Raw genomic sequence first — 18,314 nt, 5'->3', positions numbered from 1 at the left:
GTGGTCTCTGCCTCTGTGGTTTCTTCCTCAGTTACCGCTTCCGTGGTCTCTGCCTCTGTGGTTTCTTCCTCAGTTACTGCTTCTGTGGTCTCTGCCTCTGTGGTTTCTTCCTCGGTTACCGCTTCCGTGGTCTCTGCCTCTGTGGTTCCTTCCTCGGTTACTGCTTCCGTCGTTTCTGCTTCTGCAGCCTCAGTCGTCTCTTCCTCTGCCGCCTCCGTGGTCGCTGCCTCGGTTGCTGCCTCCGTCGCCGGAGCCTCTGTCTGTTTCTCTGTGGAACCGCATCCAGCCGCAACAAGCGCAACGCTGGCTAAAAGTGCCACTACTGCTTTTCTTTTCATAATAAATTACCTATCCTCTCTTTTTATTCCACACATTAAATTCCCTCACGGGCATCGCTGTCCGCCTATATGAACGGAAAAACCGCATCATATCATCATTATAATTCCGGCACCGGTCCCGGTCTCTGCGGGTCAAGTACCTCCGACGCGTCAAATAAATCCGCCGTCATCGGATCATCTATGATCGTATCCTGGTAAATCCGATATCCATCCAGGTTTCTTCTGCCCTGGTGGAAGTAATCGGACGTGACTACTGTCGTATAGCGCGTAGAATCCACGTTGCAGTAAACATCAAATCCCTTGCTCTTCAGATACACATACTTGTCGACGGAAGAATCGTAGACGCCGGTAGTGGTAAGATCCTCGCCGTGTGCAAAAATAATTGCGTCGGTTCCGCCGATCAGCGGTGATACATACTGCAGCCAGCGCTCCGTATCTGCTACCAGATCGTCGTAGCTCGTCTCGCCAACCTTCTTATGCCCCCAGGTGTGGCTCGCAAACGTCCAGCCGTCCGCCTTCATAGCCTCCGCAACCTTCTTCGCCTCAGCGCGCTCCTGCTCCCAGTCGAAATCCGGGTGCTCGTCCAGCCACTTCTGCTGCAGATCGTCCGTATAATACTTCTCCGGATTGGTATTGTTCTCCGCACTGTATGAGCCGTCTGTGCGATAACCGAGAATGCCGTCGTAGCCCGTCAGTGCAATGATGCCGCGCGCCCCGCGGTAGCAGGCATCCGGGTGCTCCTCGATAAAGGAGTCGAGCCGCGGAACAACATCGTAATCTCCGTATACTACCGTGCCGTCCTCCTGGATATACTCACAGGTCGGCTTTCCATCCTCATCCAACACGATCTTCGATGCGATCCCGTGACCATCATACGTATGATAGTAGCTGAGGTCATCCAGAGACATCACATATGCTTTTTTTCCCTCCGGCAGGTAAACCTGGTTCGGAGTGATCGTGACCGTGCCGTCTTCCGCAGTCGTCTTTTTGAACAGATCGTAAATGCTGACCAGCACATATCCCCTGTCGTACATGGACTGCGTGATTTTATCAAATTCTGAAACAGTCGTCATCCACTGCATCATGCCAGCGTATGCCGGATCGCTCTCATTAAATCCCCTGGACGGATCTACGATCAGAGAATGATAAAAAATATGCGTCACATCCTCCGGGTCGATCGCTACACATGCCGCCTTTGCCTCTTCGTACTCCTGTACCTTCTGCTGGACATCCTGATTCGTCTGATACGCCGAGGTCTCCTTCAGGATATCGATCGCTCCGTCGTAGTCATACATCTCGGCAAGCGTGTCCGCCTGTGCGAGCGTCTGTTCATCAATATTCCCTTTGTTTTTCTCCGCCTCGTCATACTGTGCCGCCGTCGTCTGCAAAACGCTGCTCACACTGTAATACTGGCTCGCCCTGAGAATGTCTGCGCCGCCCTTGTAATCATATTCATCCGCGCGCGCGCTGGCAGAAGCGAGCGTTTCCTTTATCGCCGTCTCCATAGCAGCCTTCTCGCCCTCATATTCTGCGGCTGCCTCCTGAAGCTTCGTATTGAAACCATATATTTTGTTTTCCTGCAAGGTCGCGATCGCCCCGTCATAATCGTAGTCCCCTGCAAGCTCTTCCGCCTGTGCGAGCGTCTGCTTCACGCCTGTCGGCAAAAACGGTATTTCCACGCTTGTCTGCAGAAACCAGTCGGACGCCACTAATATAATACCTGCTGCCACAAGTAAAATCAACAGGATTAAAATAACAGTTGCCGCTCCGCCGCCCTTTTTTTTCTTTCGTCTTTTCTGCGGCTCAGTGCGCCGCATATCATATTCTGCCTGTCTGCGTCTGACATCCCCGGTCTGCCGCGCTCTGCGCCTGCCCCTTCTTTCGCCGGAGTCTCCCCTTTCGTACCTGTCTCTGCCCATAAATTCCTCCAAAAATGTAAAATCCCTAATAGCCACTCTAACATAATTTCCCCGAAAAATCAATTGCTATCACAGTTTTTTCACAGTATTGCGAAAGATTATTGCACTTTTAAAAAAAGGATGCTAAAATAAAAAAAGCAAACTTTTGAGGAGGAGAAAAATGTCAGTATTTAACATTCTTTTGATCATTCTGCTGGTATTAGTCGTCATTCTCGGCGTATTGTATTTTTTCGGCAGAAAAGCACAGAAAAAGCAGGCCGCACAGCAGGAACAGATGGAGGCAATGAAGCAGACCGTCTCCATGCTGGTAATTGATAAAAAGATGATGAAGATTAAAGACTCCGGACTTCCCCAGATGGTCATCGACCAGACACCGAAGCTGATGCGCAGGACAAAGCTTCCTATTGTAAAAGCAAAGGTCGGTCCAAGAGTAATGACGCTGGTGGCAGACGCCAAGATTTTTGATCTGATCCCGGTGAAAAAAGAAGTAAAGGCCACTGTGAGCGGCATCTACATAACCGAGGTACGCGGCGTACGCGGTCCGCTGGAAGCACCGGCACCAAAGAAAAAAGGCTTCTTTGCACGGTTTAAGAAAGACAAAAAAGAAGACAAAGCTGCAGCACCGGCAAAATCCGGAAAAGCTGCAAAATCAAAAAAATAAAGACAAAAAACACGGCTGCCGGTTTTTCGGCAGCCCTTTTTATGCAGCATATTATCCGTTTTTCACAAAATCCCCCGTATCTCCTCAATACTCTCATAGCCGTTCTCTTCCAGGTAATGCTCCATCCCATCTATGATATCCATGCTGATATCCGGCTTCATGAAGGTGGCGGTGCCGACCTGCACGACGGTCGCGCCAGCCATGATAAATTCGATAGCGTCCTCCCAGGTGGTGATGCCGCCAAGCCCCATCACCGGGATGGAGACCGCCCTCGATACCTGGTGCACCATTCTGAGCGCGATCGGCTTGATCGCGGGACCGGAAAGTCCGGCGTAGACGTTATGAAATACCGGCGCTTTCTTTTTCAGATCGATCGCCATGCCGAGGAAGGTATTGACAAGAGAAACGCCGTCCGCGCCCTCCTCCTCGCACATTTTCGCCAGCGATACGATATCCTCGGCGTTCGGAGAGAGCTTCACCACCAGCTTGTGGCGGCAGACAGCGCGGATCCTGCGCACGATCTCGCGGGCAACCACCGTTTTTGTGCCGAAATTCATGCCGCCGCTTTTCACGTTCGGGCAGGAAATGTTCAGCTCCAGGATGTCCAGATCCACCTCATTCAGCTTCTCCATTCCTTTTAAGTAACCGTCCAGCGAATGTCCGCCCAGGTTGACAATGTTCACCAGATTTTTCCCGTTTATCCAGTCGAGGTCATTTTCAATAAAGACGTCGACGCCTGGATTTTCCAGCCCGACACTGTTCATGATACCGCTCGCCGTCTCCCAGATGCGGATTCCCTCGTTGCCGCCGTGCGGATGATCGAGCAGCCCCTTAGAGCACAGCCCGCCCAGACGCTCAATGTCGAAATATTCATTTAATTCTCTGCCGAAGCCGCAGGTGCCGGAGGCGAGCACCACCGGATTTTTAAATTCCACCCCGGCGAAGGTCGTTTTTAATCTGTTACTCAATGCCAAACACCTCGCTTCCTAAGAATACCGGCCCATCCTTGCAGACCTTGCGGTTTCCGTTTGCCGTCCTGCAGCTGCACACCAGGCAGGCGCCGATGCCGCACGCCATGCGGTTCTCCATGGAGACGTAAAGCGGCGCGGCCGCCTGACATTTCACACATTTACTGTAGAGCACCTTCATCATGATCGTCGGTCCGCAGGTGACGATCGCTTCATACGCATTCGGATCAATATCGTCTGTCACAAATCCGCCCACGTTCACTGTCAGCCGGTCGCAGACCGTCTCAAATTCCTCCGTCAGCACCGGTGTGCCGCTGAAACCGAGATAAATGTCAACAGTGCAGTCCGGATTTTCTTTTTTATAGGTCTTTGCCGCCAGATAGAGCGGCGCGATTCCCACGCCGCCGCCGACCAGCGCGATGCGCTTTTTGTCCGCCAGAGACGGAAATCCGTTTCCGTGCGCCCCGTCCAGCGTGATCTCGTCGCCCTCTTTTAGCTGACGCAAAAGCTCCGTGCCCTTGCCCACCACTTTATATAAAAAGCTCACACTCTCTTTATCCGCATCATACACGCTGATCGGACGGCTGAGCACCGGATACGTCTCCCATGCGCGCAGCATATAAAACTGCCCCATCCGCGCATTGTTTTCTTCCTCCACGCGCATCAGATAAAAATCCTCTCCGAGCGCCCTGTTGCTCGTCACTTTTCCCATTTTTCTCTTCCTTTCCCGCATATTTTATAACTACTCAGCCATGCGGCAAATATCAGAAACAAATACATCATGCTTGCGACGCGAAGCTAGTCCTTTAGGGCATGTAAGCAGATGTTTCTGATATTGACATATGGCTGAGTAGTTACCATTTTTCTGAAGCCGCTCTGTCTCTGCTCAGAACGCCGTCTGCCCGTCCCGGTAGACCAGCTTTCCGCCGCAGACAGTATATTTCACCCTGCCGGTGAGCGTCTGTCCGATAAACGGCGAGTTGTTTGATTTGGAGCGGAAATTATCCGTCACCGTCCAGGTCTCGTTCTCATCAAAGATCACCAGATCCGCCGCCACGCCCTCGGCGAGCACGCCCGCATTTAATCTGTAAAGTCTTGCCGGATTCACCGTCATTTTTTCCAGAAGATCCATCAAAGACAGATGTCCCGGCTTCACCAGATTGGTGATGCCGAGCGCCAGCGACGTCTCCAGCCCGATCATGCCGCTCGGAGCCGCCTTAATGTCGCGCGCTTTTTCCTCGCGGCTGTGCGGCGCATGGTCAGTGGAGATAATATCCAGCGTCCCGTCCTTTAAGCCCCCGATCAGCGCCTGCCGGTCCTCCTCCGTGCGGAGGGGCGGATTTACCCGTGCAAGGCTGCCCTTTGTGAGCACAATATCCTCCGTCAGCGAAAAATGCTGCGGTGTCACCTCCCCATGCACCCGCGCTCCGCGCCGCCAGTAACTGCGCACTGCTTCCACGGATTTTTTCGCGCTGATGTGCTGGATGACAACAGACGCCCGCGTCTTTAAGGCAAGCTCACAGTCGCGCTCCACCATCGTACTCTCGGATTCTGCCGGCGCGCCGCCGTACTCCAGTGCATCGGCAACCTTCCCGGCATTGACGCCCGGGCGGGCGATCATGGACGCGTCCTCCTCGTGCAGGCTGATGGGCACGTCCAGCCGCGCCGCCTGCATCATCGCTTCCTCCAGAAGCGCCGCATCCTTCAGCGGAATGCCGTCGTCCGTAAAGCCGACCGCACCGCATTCATACAGTTTATCAAAATCAACCAGCTCTTTCCCCTTTAAGCCCTTCGTGACCGCCGCCGCTGTCAGCACATGAATATTTGTTTTCTGCGCCTTTTTAACAATGTAAGAGACGGTTTCCGCGTTGTCCGCCACCGGGTTCGTGTTCGCCATGCAGACCACGGTGGTAAAGCCGCCCGCTGCCGCCGCGTGTGCGCCGGTGCAGATATCCTCCTTATACGTATAGCCCGGATCGCGGAAATGTACGTGCGTATCGATAAGCCCCGGTGCAACGACAAGCCCCTGCGCGTCGATCACCTCATCAGCATCGCCGACCGTCCCGGCAAAGCTGCCTCCGAGCTGCACGATCTTCCCGTTTTCCACAACCACATCGCCTGCCTGCTCCATGCCCGAAGCCGGATCGACGATGGTTCCGTTTTTAATAATCAGCATCGCTAACCTCCTGTGTCTGCGGACGATGCTTCCTCAGCTTACAGCAAAGACGCGGACAGCCCATGCCGCCCGCGCGCAAATTTTACCGTCCGCGCTTTCCCTAAGTATATCATGTCCCACGCGAAAAGGAAAGCGTCTTTATCAAAGTGACCGCAGCAGGTCGGCATACCAGATGATAACCGCCTCTATCTGTGAAAGCCCCGATTCTCTGCTGACACTTCTCCACAGCTTCTTATAATAATAGAACCAGTTTTCCAGGCGAGCCGCCAGCGCCCCGAAGTCCGTGCATGTCTCCTTCTGCTCATAATACGCTGTCAGCACCGCGCCGATTTCATTGAAAACCCGTATGCCATCCATCGCCAGGATAAATTCGCCTGCTGCCGCGCGCTTTTCCGTATCCATCTTCGGAAGGTTTCTCTTTAACCGGAGCTGCAGCTCATGCAGCTTTTCGTTATCTTCTGATACGCGCGCAAGTCTTTCAGCATCCGTATAGCGTGCAAAAGTCTGCCGCCGTTCTTCCTCTTTGCACTCGCAATAGCTGACTGCCGCTTCCCAGGTGAAATCGTAATACACATCCGCCTCCGCCGCGATGGAAACGATCTGCCCGGTATCGTCCAGGTATTCAAGCTTCGAAATCTGACGGTTGATCTCTGCAAACGGCAGAATCTCCGGGTTCCAGGAAAACGCCGCGCCGTAGATCAGACCAGGAATGGAAAATTCCGGATGGTTAATGTGGCCGAAATCGCCCCAATCGGTATTTAAGACGCCCAGCGCATGGTATTCCTGCGCATAACCGCACATCCGGCGGATATTCTCATAGGAAGCTTCTATTTTATTGATCCACTGGTTCCAGCCCGCCACGCCCGGGCAGAGATACTGGATCGCGCCCGCCCTAAAAAGCTTTTCGGCGTTCTCTCCGCTCTGCTGCGGCGCGTAGCCCCAGTTCAGACAGATTGTTCCTTTAGGAAGCTTCTGATATTCCTGCGGAAAGCCGCAGATGATATCGCCCCAGAACATCGGCGTTCTGCCCTGCTCTACCACAAATTCGCACAGCTCCCGCACAAATTCTATATAAATGCCGGAGACGCCCTCCTTTTCGGCGCGCTCCTTATTTTTGCCTTTTCCAAGGTCAAACGTCTCGTCCGCGCAGATATTGAAGCGGCGCGAGGAAAACAGCTCCATGTACTCGCCGATCAGCTTTTTCATCAGCGCCAGGCTCTCCGGATTTGACACGTCGATCGTGTGGTGCGCCATCCGCTCTTTAAACGAAAACGGCTCCGCCGCCGGATCCTCCAGCTCACAAAGATGCGCGTACTGCCTGGTGCGCAGCAGCTTGTAAAGATGCCCGAAGCTTGACAGCGAAGGCACCAGCTCGATGCCAAGCTTCTGACAATAGGCATCCAGCTCCAGAATTTCCTCCGCCGTCAGCGGCGTGTCATCGCGCCACACCTCGCTCAGGTCGCGAAACAGAAAGCTGTGCTCAATGTAAAGCTGCATCTGGTTCAGTTTATAATATGCCATCCGTGAGGCAAGCTTTTTCAGATAATCCAGCGTCGGGACGCGTCCGCGCGTCACGTCAAAGTAATAGCCGCGCTCCGCTGTCGCCGGATAATCGCGGATATGCAGGCACGGCAGCGCCGCACCGCGCTGACAAAGGAGCTGGCGCAGCGTCTGCATCGCGTACCGAAGCCCTGCCTCGCCGCCCGCCTGCGCCAGAATGCCCGTTTCACTGATATCAAGAACATACTCCTGCTCCCCAAGCCCCTCCGCGCACGCAAACACAACGTCACCCGGGCGGCTGCTCCCGCGCCGCAGCGGAAGCGCAAAGCCAAGATATTTCTGCATATCCTGCTGCAGGCTCTCCAGGCTCAGCCCGGCAGTCCCCGCTCCCAGCACAAGGTACTGATCGTATCTTAATTCAAATTCGTTTTCCTTACGCACGCACTCCCGCGGCTGCGGGAGAATGCAAACATCCGCACTGCTCATTTTTTCGTTTCCTCTTTCTGCCGTTATCCGACGTCCTCTAAGTCATAGCCATACTCTTTTAACAGTTTTACCGTATCCGCGAAACCGGCGTTCAGGTTATAGGTCTGTCCGTACACTCTGCCGTCTCCGCCGCGATACAGGATCCGCATATCCCATTCGCTGACCGAAAGCGCCTGCTTCAGCGTTTCTTCGCTTATATCCTTCTGGATCGTCTCCACCAGTTTTTCAAGCCGCGCACCTGTCAGCGGTTTTTCCGGGCTTATCACACCGGATTCCGCCATCGCCTCCCTGGCGTACTCGATCTCATCCTGCACCGTTTCCGGATCATCTCTGCTCTCAGCAGCCGTATCCTCCGTTTCCGGATCATCTCTGTTCTCAGCAGCCGCGTCCTCCGTTTCCGGATCATCTCTGTTCTCAGCAGCCGCGTCCTCCGTTTCTGGATCATCTTTGTTCTCAGCAGCCGCGTCCTCCGTCACCGCGTTTTCCAGCATTACCGAGTCGGGGAACCAGGAATTCGCCGGAGCTACCATCACCGCCAGCACATCCTCCGGCTGAATATTCAGCACCGGATTTACCTGATTGCGGTGCTCCTCTGTCTCCCAGAGCGGCGACAGCCATTCCACAAGACTCTCATCCGTATACTCATAGCTGCGCACCTTCTCTGTCCCGTCTTTTAAATGCCAGGTCACCGTAACCCGGTACCAGTAATAGTTCCAGGAATCCGGCTGCGAGACGGACGCTCCGCTGAAATTTTCGCTGTGCTCCACAAGCTCAAACAGCGCGTCCATATCTGCGCTGCCGCCCTCCAGCGTCATATCCTGTTCCACACCGACACTGCCGCGCCAACTAAGCACCACCGTGCCGTCCTTTGCCACAAGCTGATCGTACGCACCTATATCCGAATAAAGCATCAGCGCATGACTGTTTGAAAGACCGACGCTCTCCACCTCGCTCTTTTCCGGCAGCCAGCGGTCATATCCAAGAAGGTCAAGCTGAAATACCGCCAGGATCGCAAGCGATACCACGCCCGACAGTATGATCTGTTTTTTATCCCGGAACGCCTCCCGGATATCCATGCGGTAAACAAACTCAATGATCCCGCTAATCAGAAGCAGACTGAAAATCCATCCGAAAATTTCCCACAATATGTTATTATCGGTGACAGCGTAGAAAAATACCGTACAGATAAGCGTGACCGGCACCACCAGCAGAAATTTCACCACTCTGGCAATTGCATCAAACGCCATCGGCTTCCCCGCCATCTCCGAGCCGCGCCGCCGGTAGAGATACAGGCACAGCAGGCAGATGAGCGCAGATATCAGTGTGATCGCGATCACGAGATCCGTCGGGAAAACCTGATCCATCACCTCCTGGCAGATCCTGATATAAGCATACACCGGCGTACACTGTACTGCAAGACTTTTTCCAATATCCTGCGCTGCATAGAAGGTGGAAAAGAAAAACTCCATCAGCACCTCCTGCAGCAGCCTGATCGCCGGCACATAGCCGCAGAGCACGATTACCGCGGCAATGGCGGCAAAGATCTTGCCGGTCAGAAGCATCGCCAGCGCCGTCATACTGTAAACCAGCAGGAAGCATGCGATATGTGTGACCATTCCGCTTGCGAGCAGCGCCGGAATCGCCGCGCCCGCCTCCGTCACCGCAACTCCCCGTCCCGCGCAGACCGCCGCAAACAGCAGGAGATTTACGGCGAACGGCGCCAGCCACACCAGGATGCCCGCCGCATAACGGATGCAGAAAAGCTTCTCGCGCCTTACCGGAAGGCTGTGATAAAAATCCACCTTCTCCGGCGAGTGCAGATAGGAAAACTGGATGATGCCGAGCAGCAGCGCTGCGCCAAAAGTCACACAATATAAAAATGGATTCGCAATGCCAAACATCTGCACGGTATTTGCAATAGAATTCATATTCGCGCTGTCAAACCAGCTATCGTGCAGAAGCAGCATCCCGCCGATCGGATAGTAGCAGAAATAGCCGATCACCAGAAGGATCGCAACCGCTCCGTCCCGTTTGACTGCCTCTTTTAAAAGCTTAGCCGATGATATCTTTGATGTCATAGCCGACCACCTCCGTTTCACTGATAAAGATTTCTTCCAGGGACAACGGAAGAATCTCGTAGAACAGCGGCTCCTTCGCCTCGATCGCCGCCATGATGTGTTCCTTGCTCCCACGCGCAGTAATGCACGAGAGATTTCCGCGCGTATCCTTTTTGATAATATCCAGCTCTTCCATAAGCTGCTGCTCCTTCGCCGGATTCATGATCACATACTGTACCTTGTGAATATCCATCTTCATATCCTCAAGGTCACGCGAGAACAGAATGCCGCCCTTGTGCAGAAGTCCCACATGATCGCAGATATCCTCCATCTCACGCAGATTATGCGAAGCAATGATGGGCGTAAACTGCCGGTTTAACACCTCGTCAATGAAAATGCTCTTCACGGCCTGGCGCACTACCGGGTCGAGTCCGTCGAAGGTTTCATCACATAAAAGATAGCGCGTGCCCGCGCAGATACCGAGCAGCACAAACACCTGCTTTTTCATGCCCTTTGAAAATGTGGACAGCTTGCGGTTTAGATCCAGCTCAAATTTGCCGCACAGCTCCTTAAAACGGCTCCGCTGAAATGACGGATAAATAATCTCATAATATTCCAGCATGTCCCGCACGCGCGCGTTCGCAAAATAGTGCGGCGTGTCCGGAATAAAGCAGAGCCGCTCCTTCGCCTGCACGTTCTCAAACACCTCCATATCGTCGACCCTGACAGAGCCGCTGTCCGCCTTTAGGATCCCGGCAATCACCCGCAGCAGCGTACTTTTACCCGCACCGTTCGTCCCCACGATCCCATAGACGCTTCCCTCTTTAATCTGCGCCGTCACATTATCGAGCGCCCTGATACCGTCAAAGCTTTTGCTTATGCCAGTTATTTCAATCATGTCTCTCCTCCTTGTATACCTCGTCCAGCTTTTCGAGCAGGCGTTCCCTGGGAATCCCCATCTCCTTCGCCTGCCGGAAAACAGCACGTACATTCTCCAGATGGGCGTTCTGCTTTTCCTCCACCAGCTTTGCCTCGCCAGCCACAAAGTTTCCTCTTCCCTTTACCGGATAAATAAAGCCCTGCTGCTCTAAGATCGCATATGCTTTTTGTATCGTGTTGGGGTTGATCGCCAGTTCCGTCGCAAGCCCCCGCACCGAGGGCATCTGACTGTCCGGCTCCAGCACGCCTTTTACGATCAGCATCTGGAACCGCTCCACGATCTGCTCATATATCGGGCGCCGGTCCTTGTAATCTATGATGATCATGCATTACCCCCCCCCTTCCGTTTCAAGTGTATTATTAGTGTTAGTACACTTATAGAATAATATAGACCGGGCGAAAAGTCAACCAGGTCCAGATTAAAGCTTCATTAAAATTTACCATTATAGTGAACTCCTCTTATGCTTGCTTTTCTCTTTGTGATTATGTAAAATGATAAATATCCTGCCGCATTTGTCAGAAATTTTGAACGGATTTTTACAGAAAGGGCGTATATGAAATTTATATTAATTCCGGATTCCTTTAAGGGAACCTTAAGCTCCACACAAATTTGTGAGATATGTCACGAAAAGATCGCAAAACATTTTCCCGGTGCAGAGGTTGTCTCTATCCCGGTCGCGGACGGCGGCGAAGGCTCCGTCGATGCGTTTCTTGCCGCGGTTGGCGGAAAACGTGAACATACCACGGTAAAGAATCCTTATTTTGAAGATATGCAGAGCTATTACGGTCTGATTGACGGCGGACAGACCGCCGTTATTGAGATGGCGTCATGCGCTGGTCTGCCGCTGGTAGAGGATCGGAAAAATCCTCTGCTGACAACCACCTACGGCGTCGGTCAGCAAATTCTTACCGCTGCCGAAAAGGGCGTTAAAAAAATCATCGTCGGACTTGGCGGCTCCTCCACCAACGACGGAGGCTGCGGCGCCGCTGCCGCTGTCGGCATTAAATTTTACGATCAGAGCGGTAAAGAATTTATCCCGACCGGCGGGACGCTTATTGATATTGCCGGAATTGATCTTTCCGGAAAATCTGCCCTTCTCAATGATATAGAAATTATAACGATGTGTGATATTGACAATCCCATGTACGGTCCAACCGGCGCTTCGTTCGTGTTCGGTCTGCAAAAGGGCGCAGACGCCGACATGGTTAAAGAACTTGACAAAGGCATAGAACATTTAAGCCATATACTTGCACGGGAAACCGGAAATGATATCAGCCAGGTTCCGGGAACCGGCGCAGCGGGCGCGATGGGCGCCGGAATGATCGCCTTCTTTGGCTCTCGGCTCCAGATGGGCATTGAAACGGTGCTGGACACCGTGAAATTTGACGAGCTTATCCGCGGCGCCGACTATATTTTTACGGGCGAGGGCAAGCTGGACTCCCAGAGTCTGCGCGGAAAAGTCGTCATCGGCATTGCGCAGCGCGCCAAAAGGCAGCAAAAACCGGTCATTGCCATCGTCGGCGGGGCAGACGATGAGGAAATCCAGTCCGCCTATGAAATGGGCGTCACCGCGGTTTTTCCCATCAACCGGCTGCCGCAGGATTTCTCTGTCAGCAGAGGACACAGCGCGGAAAACCTGGGCTATACGGTGGATAATATACTGCGGCTGCTGTAATATTCTCTCCGCAATCGGCCCCGGTACTTCGGCCGCCGCTGCTACAACGTTCATCTTTGCATGACGCGTCATTTTTACTCGCCTGCAAGCATCACCGGCACGACCAGCGTGCCAAAATACAGCAGCACGACCGCCACCTGCAAAAGCTCCTGATTTAAAAGCTCCGGAAAACCCGTAAGCCCCGCATACAGCAGCGGCAGTGCAAGCAGACTTCCGACCGCCCACTTTCGCGCCGCTTTTACCATATGTGACCAGTTTCTTTTTGTGATGTTTTTTCCAGGCATATGATACCGCGGAAACGGCGCTGTGAACATCCCGCTTCTCATATCATATTCACTGTAAAAATCCGGAAGCTGATCATCTGTCAGCAGCCAGAGAAAGACGCCTGCCATCAGGGAAAGCAGCATAAACAGCAGGAAAACCGGCGGTGCCTGCAGGAACGGGCATCCCATTGCGTGAAACAGCAAAACTTCCAGAACCGCTATCGCCACACATATTCCAAAAAACATCGCATTTTTTTTCTTCTTTTCCCTGCGCATCTCCGGGGTATCCTTTGTCAAAGTCACTGCTTTCTTTAGTAACCTCTCTAACTTGTCATTTTCCACTGCCTTTGCTTCTTCCTCTTCTATTTTCCGTCCCTCCAGCAGCTCCGTCACCGTGACGTCCAGCGTCTCCGCCAATGGCTTCAGCAGAGAGATGTCCGGCATACTGCTCCCGCGCTCCCACTTACTCACCGCCTTGTCCGACACATAAAGCTTTTGTGCCAGTTCTTTTTGTGTTAAATTCCTCTTCTTTCTCTGTTCAGCTACAAACCGCCCAAACTGCTCTTTTCCGATTTCACTCATGTCTTATCCTCCTGATTGTCACAAAAATCTGTTGTGGACTTCGTGGGCATCTCATCCTGTCTCCACATCTGCCGCCACATTTGTCGCCACATCTGCCATCACATCTGCCATCACATCTGCCGCCGCATAATTCTTCTGTGTGCTTTGCGCTCATTATAGACTTTTGCTGCGAAGAATGCAATCTACCAGCGGTAGAGTTGGCGTTTTTGCCGAAAACTCTGTTACTGTTCTCACGCCTCAAACCCACAGGACTAGCTTCGCGCCGCAGCAGGTGTTTGAGGCTGACGTGAACAGTCACAAAACTCTCTGTTTCCATGCTCCCGGAATTATGGTAGAATAAAAGAATAATAAATAAATGACCAGCCGGAAAAAGAGAGAGATAAGAAAATGGATTACAAATATTTAAATATGGAAACTTACAAAAGAAAAAATCATTTTGAATACTTCAATAGTCTGGCCTTCCCATATGTCGGACTTACCGTAAATGTGGATATTACAGATCTGCTGAAAACGATTAAGGCGAAAAAACTTCCGTTCTTTTTGTCAATTTGCTATTGTGTTTCCAAAGCCGCCAATCGAGTACCGGAATTTAGACAAAGGATTCTTAATAATCAGATTGTAGAATATGACTATTGCTTAACCTCTCATACAGTAGCATTAAATGACGGTACATATTGTTACTGTGACCTGGACAGTAACCGCTCCTTTGAGGATTATATTCGTTATGCGGTAAACGAACAGGAAAAAGCCAAACAAAGGAACTCCATCAACGAAGAGGCAGACGATATATTAGGTAAAATTTTTATATCCACAATCCCATGGGTATCTTATACTGCGCTTATTAATCCTACGCCTGTTCCGGCAGACAGCAATCCGAGGATTACATGGGGAAAATACTTTACAGAAAATGAAAAAGTGCTTCTTCCTGTTTCCGTGTTATGCCATCACGCATTAGTGGACGGATTGCATATTTCTAAGTTTTATGATTTTTTAAACAAGGAAATGGCGACTGTTGCACAATACTCCTAATATATCGGCAATGTAACGAAGCCCTAAAATGACTTCCCGCCTGTTTCAATTTTTGAGAACTTTGTATGTTACACTTTTTGTATATTGAAATGTGAAAGGAGAAATGAGTTATGAAAAGAAACACATTATTCACGTTACTTACGCTTACGGCAGCGATCGGAGCAACTGTCTGCACTGTGACCGCCTCCGCCGCAGAAAGCTCTTCGTCCGCAGAAGAGAGTGCGGCACTCACCGGCACGCAGATCATTGTGATCGAAGGACATGACTGGGGGCCCGCTGTCACAAAAACAATTCTCACGCTGGATACAGCGGTTGCGCCGGATTCTGTCAGTGCAGAGAGCTTCCAGGTGACAGAACGAAAGGAAGCCTTCAACTGGGCGGCGCTTGGCGATGCCTCGCTCGATCCCACGCAGCATATTACCGCAGAAGCTCCGCGCACGGTCACGGCAGCATACGCCTGCGATGCCGACGGCAATCCGGTTTCCGGCGCGTCCGCAAACATCGCTCTGGAGCTGTCCTTCGGTCCGGACAGCGGCTCTCCCTACTGCTACGATGTTTTTACCGGTATGAATGTTGTCTGCAATCCCTATGAGCTTACTGTAACGCTTACAGACGGTAGCGCACTGAAAACAGAAGACGGCGCTGTCGTTACCGCTCTGTCTGTGGACGCTGCTGCGGACATGACGTCCGCGCTGCTCCCGCAGCTCGCGGGCGTCGACCTCTCCGGCAGTTTCACCGGGGCCGACGGAAAAACACTCACCTACGGCTCCTATGCGCCGGCTGACGACAGCGAAAAGCATCCGCTTGTCATCTGGCTTCACGGCGCAGGCGAGGGCGGCACCGACCCGTCCATCCCACTGCTCGGCAACAAAGTAACCGCTCTTTACGGCGAGGAATTTCAGACAATCATGGGCGGCGCCTACGTTCTGACTCCGCAAACGCCGTACTTCTGGCTTGCCTACAATGAGGAGGGCTCCTGGACAGACAACCCCGGCACAGACTCTATCTTCCTGCCAACCCTAAAAGAGCTGATCGACAGCTACATCGAAGCAAATCCAAACATTGACACCAACCGCATCTATGTGGGCGGTTGTTCCAACGGCGGCTTCATGACGATGGATCTTGTGTTAAACTACCCGGATTTTTTCGCGGCAGCTTACCCGATCTGCGAAGCTTACATGGACGCCGGTATCACTGACGAGCAGCTTGAAAGCATTAAGAAGCTTCCTATCTGGTTCGTCTATGCAAAAAATGACGACACCGTTATACCGGATATCTATGAAGCTCCCACCATTGCACGTCTGCAGGAGATCGGCGCAGATGTCCACACCTCGATTTTTGAGGATGTTCACGACACCACAGGACTTTACGTCATGGAGGACGGCTCCCCCTATCAGTACATGGGACACTGGTCCTGGCTGTATTTCTTCAACAATCAATGTGAAAAGAATGGCGTAAGCCTGTGGCAGTGGCTGTCCAAGCAGCACAGATAATGTATGCTGCAAAAACAGCGCCTTTTATCTCTCTAAGTCCCAGATATATTTGTCACGCCGGAAGTACAGGCACACCCCGATACCGGCAAATGCAATGATCAAAAATAAAAACGCAGCCCCGGAGCCTTTTCCGCTCCCGAACATTTTTACCAGGATACTCCCGTCTCTCTGCGCTGCCATCAGCGGCTCAAATACCGCATCCACCAGCACGCCGCCGAGGAAATAGCCGACCGGGATGGTGAAGAACTGCAGGGAATTGCGCACGGAATACACGCGCCCCTGCATATGCTCCGGCACACGCAGACGCATGATCGCATCCAGGTTGGTGCTCATGAGCGGTATGGAAATCCAGCCAAGGAAGCCACCGATACACCATACCAGCGGCGTCCGCCCGAATGCCAGCAGAAAATTTTCCGTGCCCATGGACAAAAGCAGGCAGTTGCAGATCACACGCACCCTGCTTTTGGGCGCTTTCACAAAGGAGGCGAGAATGCTTCCGGCAAACATCGTAATACCGATCACCGCATTTGTGATTCCAAGCACTTTTTCGCTTCCGCCGTTTCTGGAAAGCATCATTGCCGGAAACGCCGCATCGTAGATGGATGCCACCAGATTAATCGCCGCCAAAAATAAGATCAGATGAAAGATTCCTTTTTCCTGCTTCAGATACGCGATCCCTTTCTTCGCGGAAGCCAGCAGCTTCTCGCCCTTCTCTTCCGGCTCCTGACTTTCCGGAATTTTAATCGCAAACGCCAGCGTCAGAAACGCTACGCCAAAGGAAAGCAGATCAAACGCCACGATCGCACCCATCCCCGCAATTCCAAGAACCGCCGTCGCAATGATCGGCGTCAGGATGGAATTTAGCGAGCTGGAAAAATAGCGCAGACCGCCTACCTTCTGATAATACTTCTTCGGGAGCAGCCGCGTCGTCGCAACCTCCGCGGCAGGCTGCTGCACCGTGTTCATCACGCCGTTCACCGCATTGAGCAGATACAGATGCCAGATCTTCAGCGCATCGTTTTGCAGCAGAATCAGCATGATTACCGTCATCAGCGCCGCAACCGTATCACTCGCCAGCATGGTAATTTTCTTATTCCACTTATCACTGAGCGCACCCGCAAAAATGCTGAGCAGCACATACGGCGCGTAAGAGCTTACCATTAAAAGCGCCGTCATCAGCGCCGAACCCTCCTGTGTGTACGACCAGATCACCAGCGCATAGCTTGTCATGGCGCTTCCAAGCCCGGAGAACGCCTGCGTGCTCCAGAGCAGTAAAAAAGATTTCATTTCCTGTAATGTTTTTTTATAGTTTTTCATAAGACTTTGCTCCTTTTCAACTTCAAATAATGATTGTTTTGAAATTTGCAAAGTCTCCGAGCAGATTTCCTACTCCATGCAATCCTGCCCTAAAAGACTTTGCATGGAGCAAATGCACTGCAGATAACCATTGGCATTTTCCTTCCCTCCTTTTTCAGGTGTACCGCAAATTCTTCCTTTTTTAGGCGAAAATTTACAGTCATATCCTCTAAATTATCTATGTTTTTTCATTATATCACCGATTCCGGCGCAGAGCAACCTCGCCGCTCTGCGCTATCCTGTAGTTTTTCTTCATATGGAAACCATGGAGAGCCTGGCTTCCTGCAATTTTTCTTTATGTGCAAAACCCCGGAGAGCCTAAGCCTTCCGGGGTAATTTTACAATTTTTGTATGAGGTAATTTTTTCTTTGAATTTCCTGGCACCGTTTTTGTACCAGGCGACTATTTGCAATACTGACTACATTTCTCCTCTAAAAGTAGGAAATCATTACATCGCTTTGCCAGAGTTGTTGTCATACCCTTTTCCTTTTTGTGCTTGTATAATTCCAAAGCATTCTTCCTTATCTTATCCTGCAGCTTTTTGATAATACGATACTCCGTCATCAGCAGCTTTTTATACTGCTGATCCTTTACTTTTGCTATATTCACATATGTATACTCTCCATCCGGAACCGGAAACATATTGTTGATATTAACAACCGCATAATTTCCAATCTTGATAAAGTCCAGACCATTCTTCATTTTATCATGCTTAGGCTTATACGATGACAGCGGTGCAAAATACTTCATATCATTCACAACCAAAATAATTCCTATATACTTCCTCTCATTCTGCTGTCCCAGCTGTTTATTATGTGTTAGTGATTTCATGAGCTGTCACTGATATGATTTTATCACTTGTCAGCAGGTT

Annotated in this window: 16 protein-coding genes; 4 read left to right on the top strand and 12 right to left on the bottom strand. The window is 51.7% G+C overall.

Annotation, left to right across the window (positions count from 1 at the left end):
- Positions 1–338, bottom strand: a 338-nt coding sequence (locus ACLU9Q_RS18475; RefSeq protein ID WP_412625815.1) for a hypothetical protein, incomplete at its 3' end; no start/stop codon positions are given.
- Between the two features lie 98 nt (positions 339–436).
- The gene (locus tag ACLU9Q_RS18470) at positions 437–2,257 is read right to left on the bottom strand and encodes a polysaccharide deacetylase (protein WP_302592858.1); all 1,821 of its coding nucleotides are present in this window, start codon (positions 2,255–2,257) and stop codon (positions 437–439) included.
- A gap of 160 nt (positions 2,258–2,417) precedes the next feature.
- Between ACLU9Q_RS18470 and ACLU9Q_RS18465 the strand changes: the two genes are divergently transcribed.
- The gene (locus ACLU9Q_RS18465) at positions 2,418–2,918 is read left to right on the top strand and encodes a hypothetical protein (RefSeq protein WP_296837325.1); all 501 of its coding nucleotides are present in this window, start codon (positions 2,418–2,420) and stop codon (positions 2,916–2,918) included.
- Between the two features lie 62 nt (positions 2,919–2,980).
- Here the strand turns inward: ACLU9Q_RS18465 and ACLU9Q_RS18460 are convergent, their stop codons facing one another.
- The 7 genes from ACLU9Q_RS18460 to ACLU9Q_RS18430 form a co-directional block, all read right to left on the bottom strand.
- Positions 2,981–3,886 (bottom strand): dihydroorotate dehydrogenase, encoded by a 906-nt coding sequence (locus tag ACLU9Q_RS18460; RefSeq protein ID WP_302592859.1) that lies wholly within the window; start codon positions 3,884–3,886, stop codon positions 2,981–2,983.
- Positions 3,879–4,598 carry a dihydroorotate dehydrogenase electron transfer subunit gene (locus ACLU9Q_RS18455; RefSeq protein ID WP_302592860.1) on the bottom strand — a complete coding sequence of 240 codons (720 nt, stop codon included), beginning with the start codon at positions 4,596–4,598 and terminating at the stop codon, positions 3,879–3,881. The genes ACLU9Q_RS18460 and ACLU9Q_RS18455 overlap by 8 nt, the downstream gene beginning before the upstream one ends.
- 174 nt (positions 4,599–4,772) lie before the next feature.
- Positions 4,773–6,062 (bottom strand): dihydroorotase, encoded by a 1,290-nt coding sequence (locus ACLU9Q_RS18450; protein WP_412625814.1) that lies wholly within the window; start codon positions 6,060–6,062, stop codon positions 4,773–4,775.
- A gap of 141 nt (positions 6,063–6,203) precedes the next feature.
- The gene (locus tag ACLU9Q_RS18445; protein WP_302592863.1) at positions 6,204–8,048 is read right to left on the bottom strand and encodes a beta-N-acetylhexosaminidase; all 1,845 of its coding nucleotides are present in this window, start codon (positions 8,046–8,048) and stop codon (positions 6,204–6,206) included.
- A gap of 23 nt (positions 8,049–8,071) precedes the next feature.
- Complete coding sequence (locus ACLU9Q_RS18440; protein ID WP_302592864.1) at positions 8,072–10,126, bottom strand: hypothetical protein; 2,055 nt, start codon at positions 10,124–10,126, stop codon at positions 8,072–8,074.
- A complete protein-coding gene (locus ACLU9Q_RS18435) occupies positions 10,101–11,003 on the bottom strand; it encodes an ABC transporter ATP-binding protein (protein WP_302592866.1) in 903 nt (300 codons plus the stop codon). Before ACLU9Q_RS18435 ends, ACLU9Q_RS18440 begins: the two co-directional genes overlap by 26 nt.
- On the bottom strand, positions 10,996–11,370 hold the full coding sequence (locus ACLU9Q_RS18430) for a GntR family transcriptional regulator (RefSeq protein ID WP_302592867.1): 375 nt from the start codon (positions 11,368–11,370) through the stop codon (positions 10,996–10,998). Before ACLU9Q_RS18430 ends, ACLU9Q_RS18435 begins: the two co-directional genes overlap by 8 nt.
- A gap of 228 nt (positions 11,371–11,598) precedes the next feature.
- Here ACLU9Q_RS18430 and ACLU9Q_RS18425 point away from each other — a divergent pair, with 228 nt between their 5' ends.
- Entirely contained in the window at positions 11,599–12,720 is a 1,122-nt protein-coding gene (locus ACLU9Q_RS18425; protein ID WP_302592868.1) for a glycerate kinase, read from the top strand.
- A gap of 74 nt (positions 12,721–12,794) precedes the next feature.
- Here ACLU9Q_RS18425 and ACLU9Q_RS18420 read toward each other — a convergent pair whose 3' ends face one another.
- Positions 12,795–13,565 carry a helix-turn-helix domain-containing protein gene (locus tag ACLU9Q_RS18420; RefSeq protein ID WP_302592869.1) on the bottom strand — a complete coding sequence of 257 codons (771 nt, stop codon included), beginning with the start codon at positions 13,563–13,565 and terminating at the stop codon, positions 12,795–12,797.
- 387 nt (positions 13,566–13,952) lie between these two features.
- On the opposite strand from ACLU9Q_RS18420, the gene ACLU9Q_RS18415 reads away from it, so the two are divergent.
- Complete coding sequence (locus ACLU9Q_RS18415; RefSeq protein ID WP_412625813.1) at positions 13,953–14,594, top strand: CatA-like O-acetyltransferase; 642 nt, start codon at positions 13,953–13,955, stop codon at positions 14,592–14,594.
- 110 nt (positions 14,595–14,704) lie between these two features.
- Complete coding sequence (locus ACLU9Q_RS18410) at positions 14,705–16,087, top strand: hypothetical protein (protein WP_412625812.1); 1,383 nt, start codon at positions 14,705–14,707, stop codon at positions 16,085–16,087.
- 24 nt (positions 16,088–16,111) lie between these two features.
- On the opposite strand, the gene ACLU9Q_RS18405 is transcribed toward ACLU9Q_RS18410, so the two are convergent.
- Both ACLU9Q_RS18405 and ACLU9Q_RS18400 read right to left on the bottom strand, forming a co-directional pair.
- Positions 16,112–17,404: an MFS transporter gene (locus ACLU9Q_RS18405; protein WP_302592873.1), complete on the bottom strand. Its 1,293-nt coding sequence runs from the start codon at positions 17,402–17,404 to the stop codon at positions 16,112–16,114.
- A 441-nt stretch (positions 17,405–17,845) separates the two neighbouring features.
- Positions 17,846–18,274, bottom strand: coding sequence for a type III toxin-antitoxin system ToxN/AbiQ family toxin (locus tag ACLU9Q_RS18400; RefSeq protein ID WP_412625811.1), 429 nt, complete (start codon positions 18,272–18,274; stop codon positions 17,846–17,848).
- Positions 18,275–18,314 lie beyond the last annotated feature (40 nt).

Source organism: Marvinbryantia sp. (assembly GCF_047017445.1).
GTDB lineage: Bacteria > Bacillota > Clostridia > Lachnospirales > Lachnospiraceae > Marvinbryantia.
Note: the sequence above shows the minus strand (reverse complement) of the source record. Positions and strands in the feature narration are given on the sequence as shown.

What these genes read in the sequence shown, in the direction of transcription:
- ACLU9Q_RS18470 (WP_302592858.1), bottom strand. Translation starts at nt 2,257, where the DNA reads ATGGGCAGAGACAGGTACGAAAGGGGAGACTCCGGCGAAAGAAGGGGC.
- ACLU9Q_RS18465 (WP_296837325.1), top strand. Translation starts at nt 2,418, where the DNA reads ATGTCAGTATTTAACATTCTTTTGATCATTCTGCTGGTATTAGTCGTC.
- ACLU9Q_RS18455 (WP_302592860.1), bottom strand. Translation starts at nt 4,598, where the DNA reads ATGGGAAAAGTGACGAGCAACAGGGCGCTCGGAGAGGATTTTTATCTG.
- ACLU9Q_RS18450 (WP_412625814.1), bottom strand. Translation starts at nt 6,062, where the DNA reads ATGCTGATTATTAAAAACGGAACCATCGTCGATCCGGCTTCGGGCATG.
- ACLU9Q_RS18445 (WP_302592863.1), bottom strand. Translation starts at nt 8,048, where the DNA reads ATGAGCAGTGCGGATGTTTGCATTCTCCCGCAGCCGCGGGAGTGCGTG.
- ACLU9Q_RS18440 (WP_302592864.1), bottom strand. Translation starts at nt 10,126, where the DNA reads ATGACATCAAAGATATCATCGGCTAAGCTTTTAAAAGAGGCAGTCAAA.
- ACLU9Q_RS18435 (WP_302592866.1), bottom strand. Translation starts at nt 11,003, where the DNA reads ATGATTGAAATAACTGGCATAAGCAAAAGCTTTGACGGTATCAGGGCG.
- ACLU9Q_RS18430 (WP_302592867.1), bottom strand. Translation starts at nt 11,370, where the DNA reads ATGATCATCATAGATTACAAGGACCGGCGCCCGATATATGAGCAGATC.
- ACLU9Q_RS18425 (WP_302592868.1), top strand. Translation starts at nt 11,599, where the DNA reads ATGAAATTTATATTAATTCCGGATTCCTTTAAGGGAACCTTAAGCTCC.
- ACLU9Q_RS18420 (WP_302592869.1), bottom strand. Translation starts at nt 13,565, where the DNA reads ATGAGTGAAATCGGAAAAGAGCAGTTTGGGCGGTTTGTAGCTGAACAG.
- ACLU9Q_RS18415 (WP_412625813.1), top strand. Translation starts at nt 13,953, where the DNA reads ATGGATTACAAATATTTAAATATGGAAACTTACAAAAGAAAAAATCAT.
- ACLU9Q_RS18410 (WP_412625812.1), top strand. Translation starts at nt 14,705, where the DNA reads ATGAAAAGAAACACATTATTCACGTTACTTACGCTTACGGCAGCGATC.
- ACLU9Q_RS18405 (WP_302592873.1), bottom strand. Translation starts at nt 17,404, where the DNA reads ATGAAAAACTATAAAAAAACATTACAGGAAATGAAATCTTTTTTACTG.
- ACLU9Q_RS18400 (WP_412625811.1), bottom strand. Translation starts at nt 18,274, where the DNA reads ATGAAATCACTAACACATAATAAACAGCTGGGACAGCAGAATGAGAGG.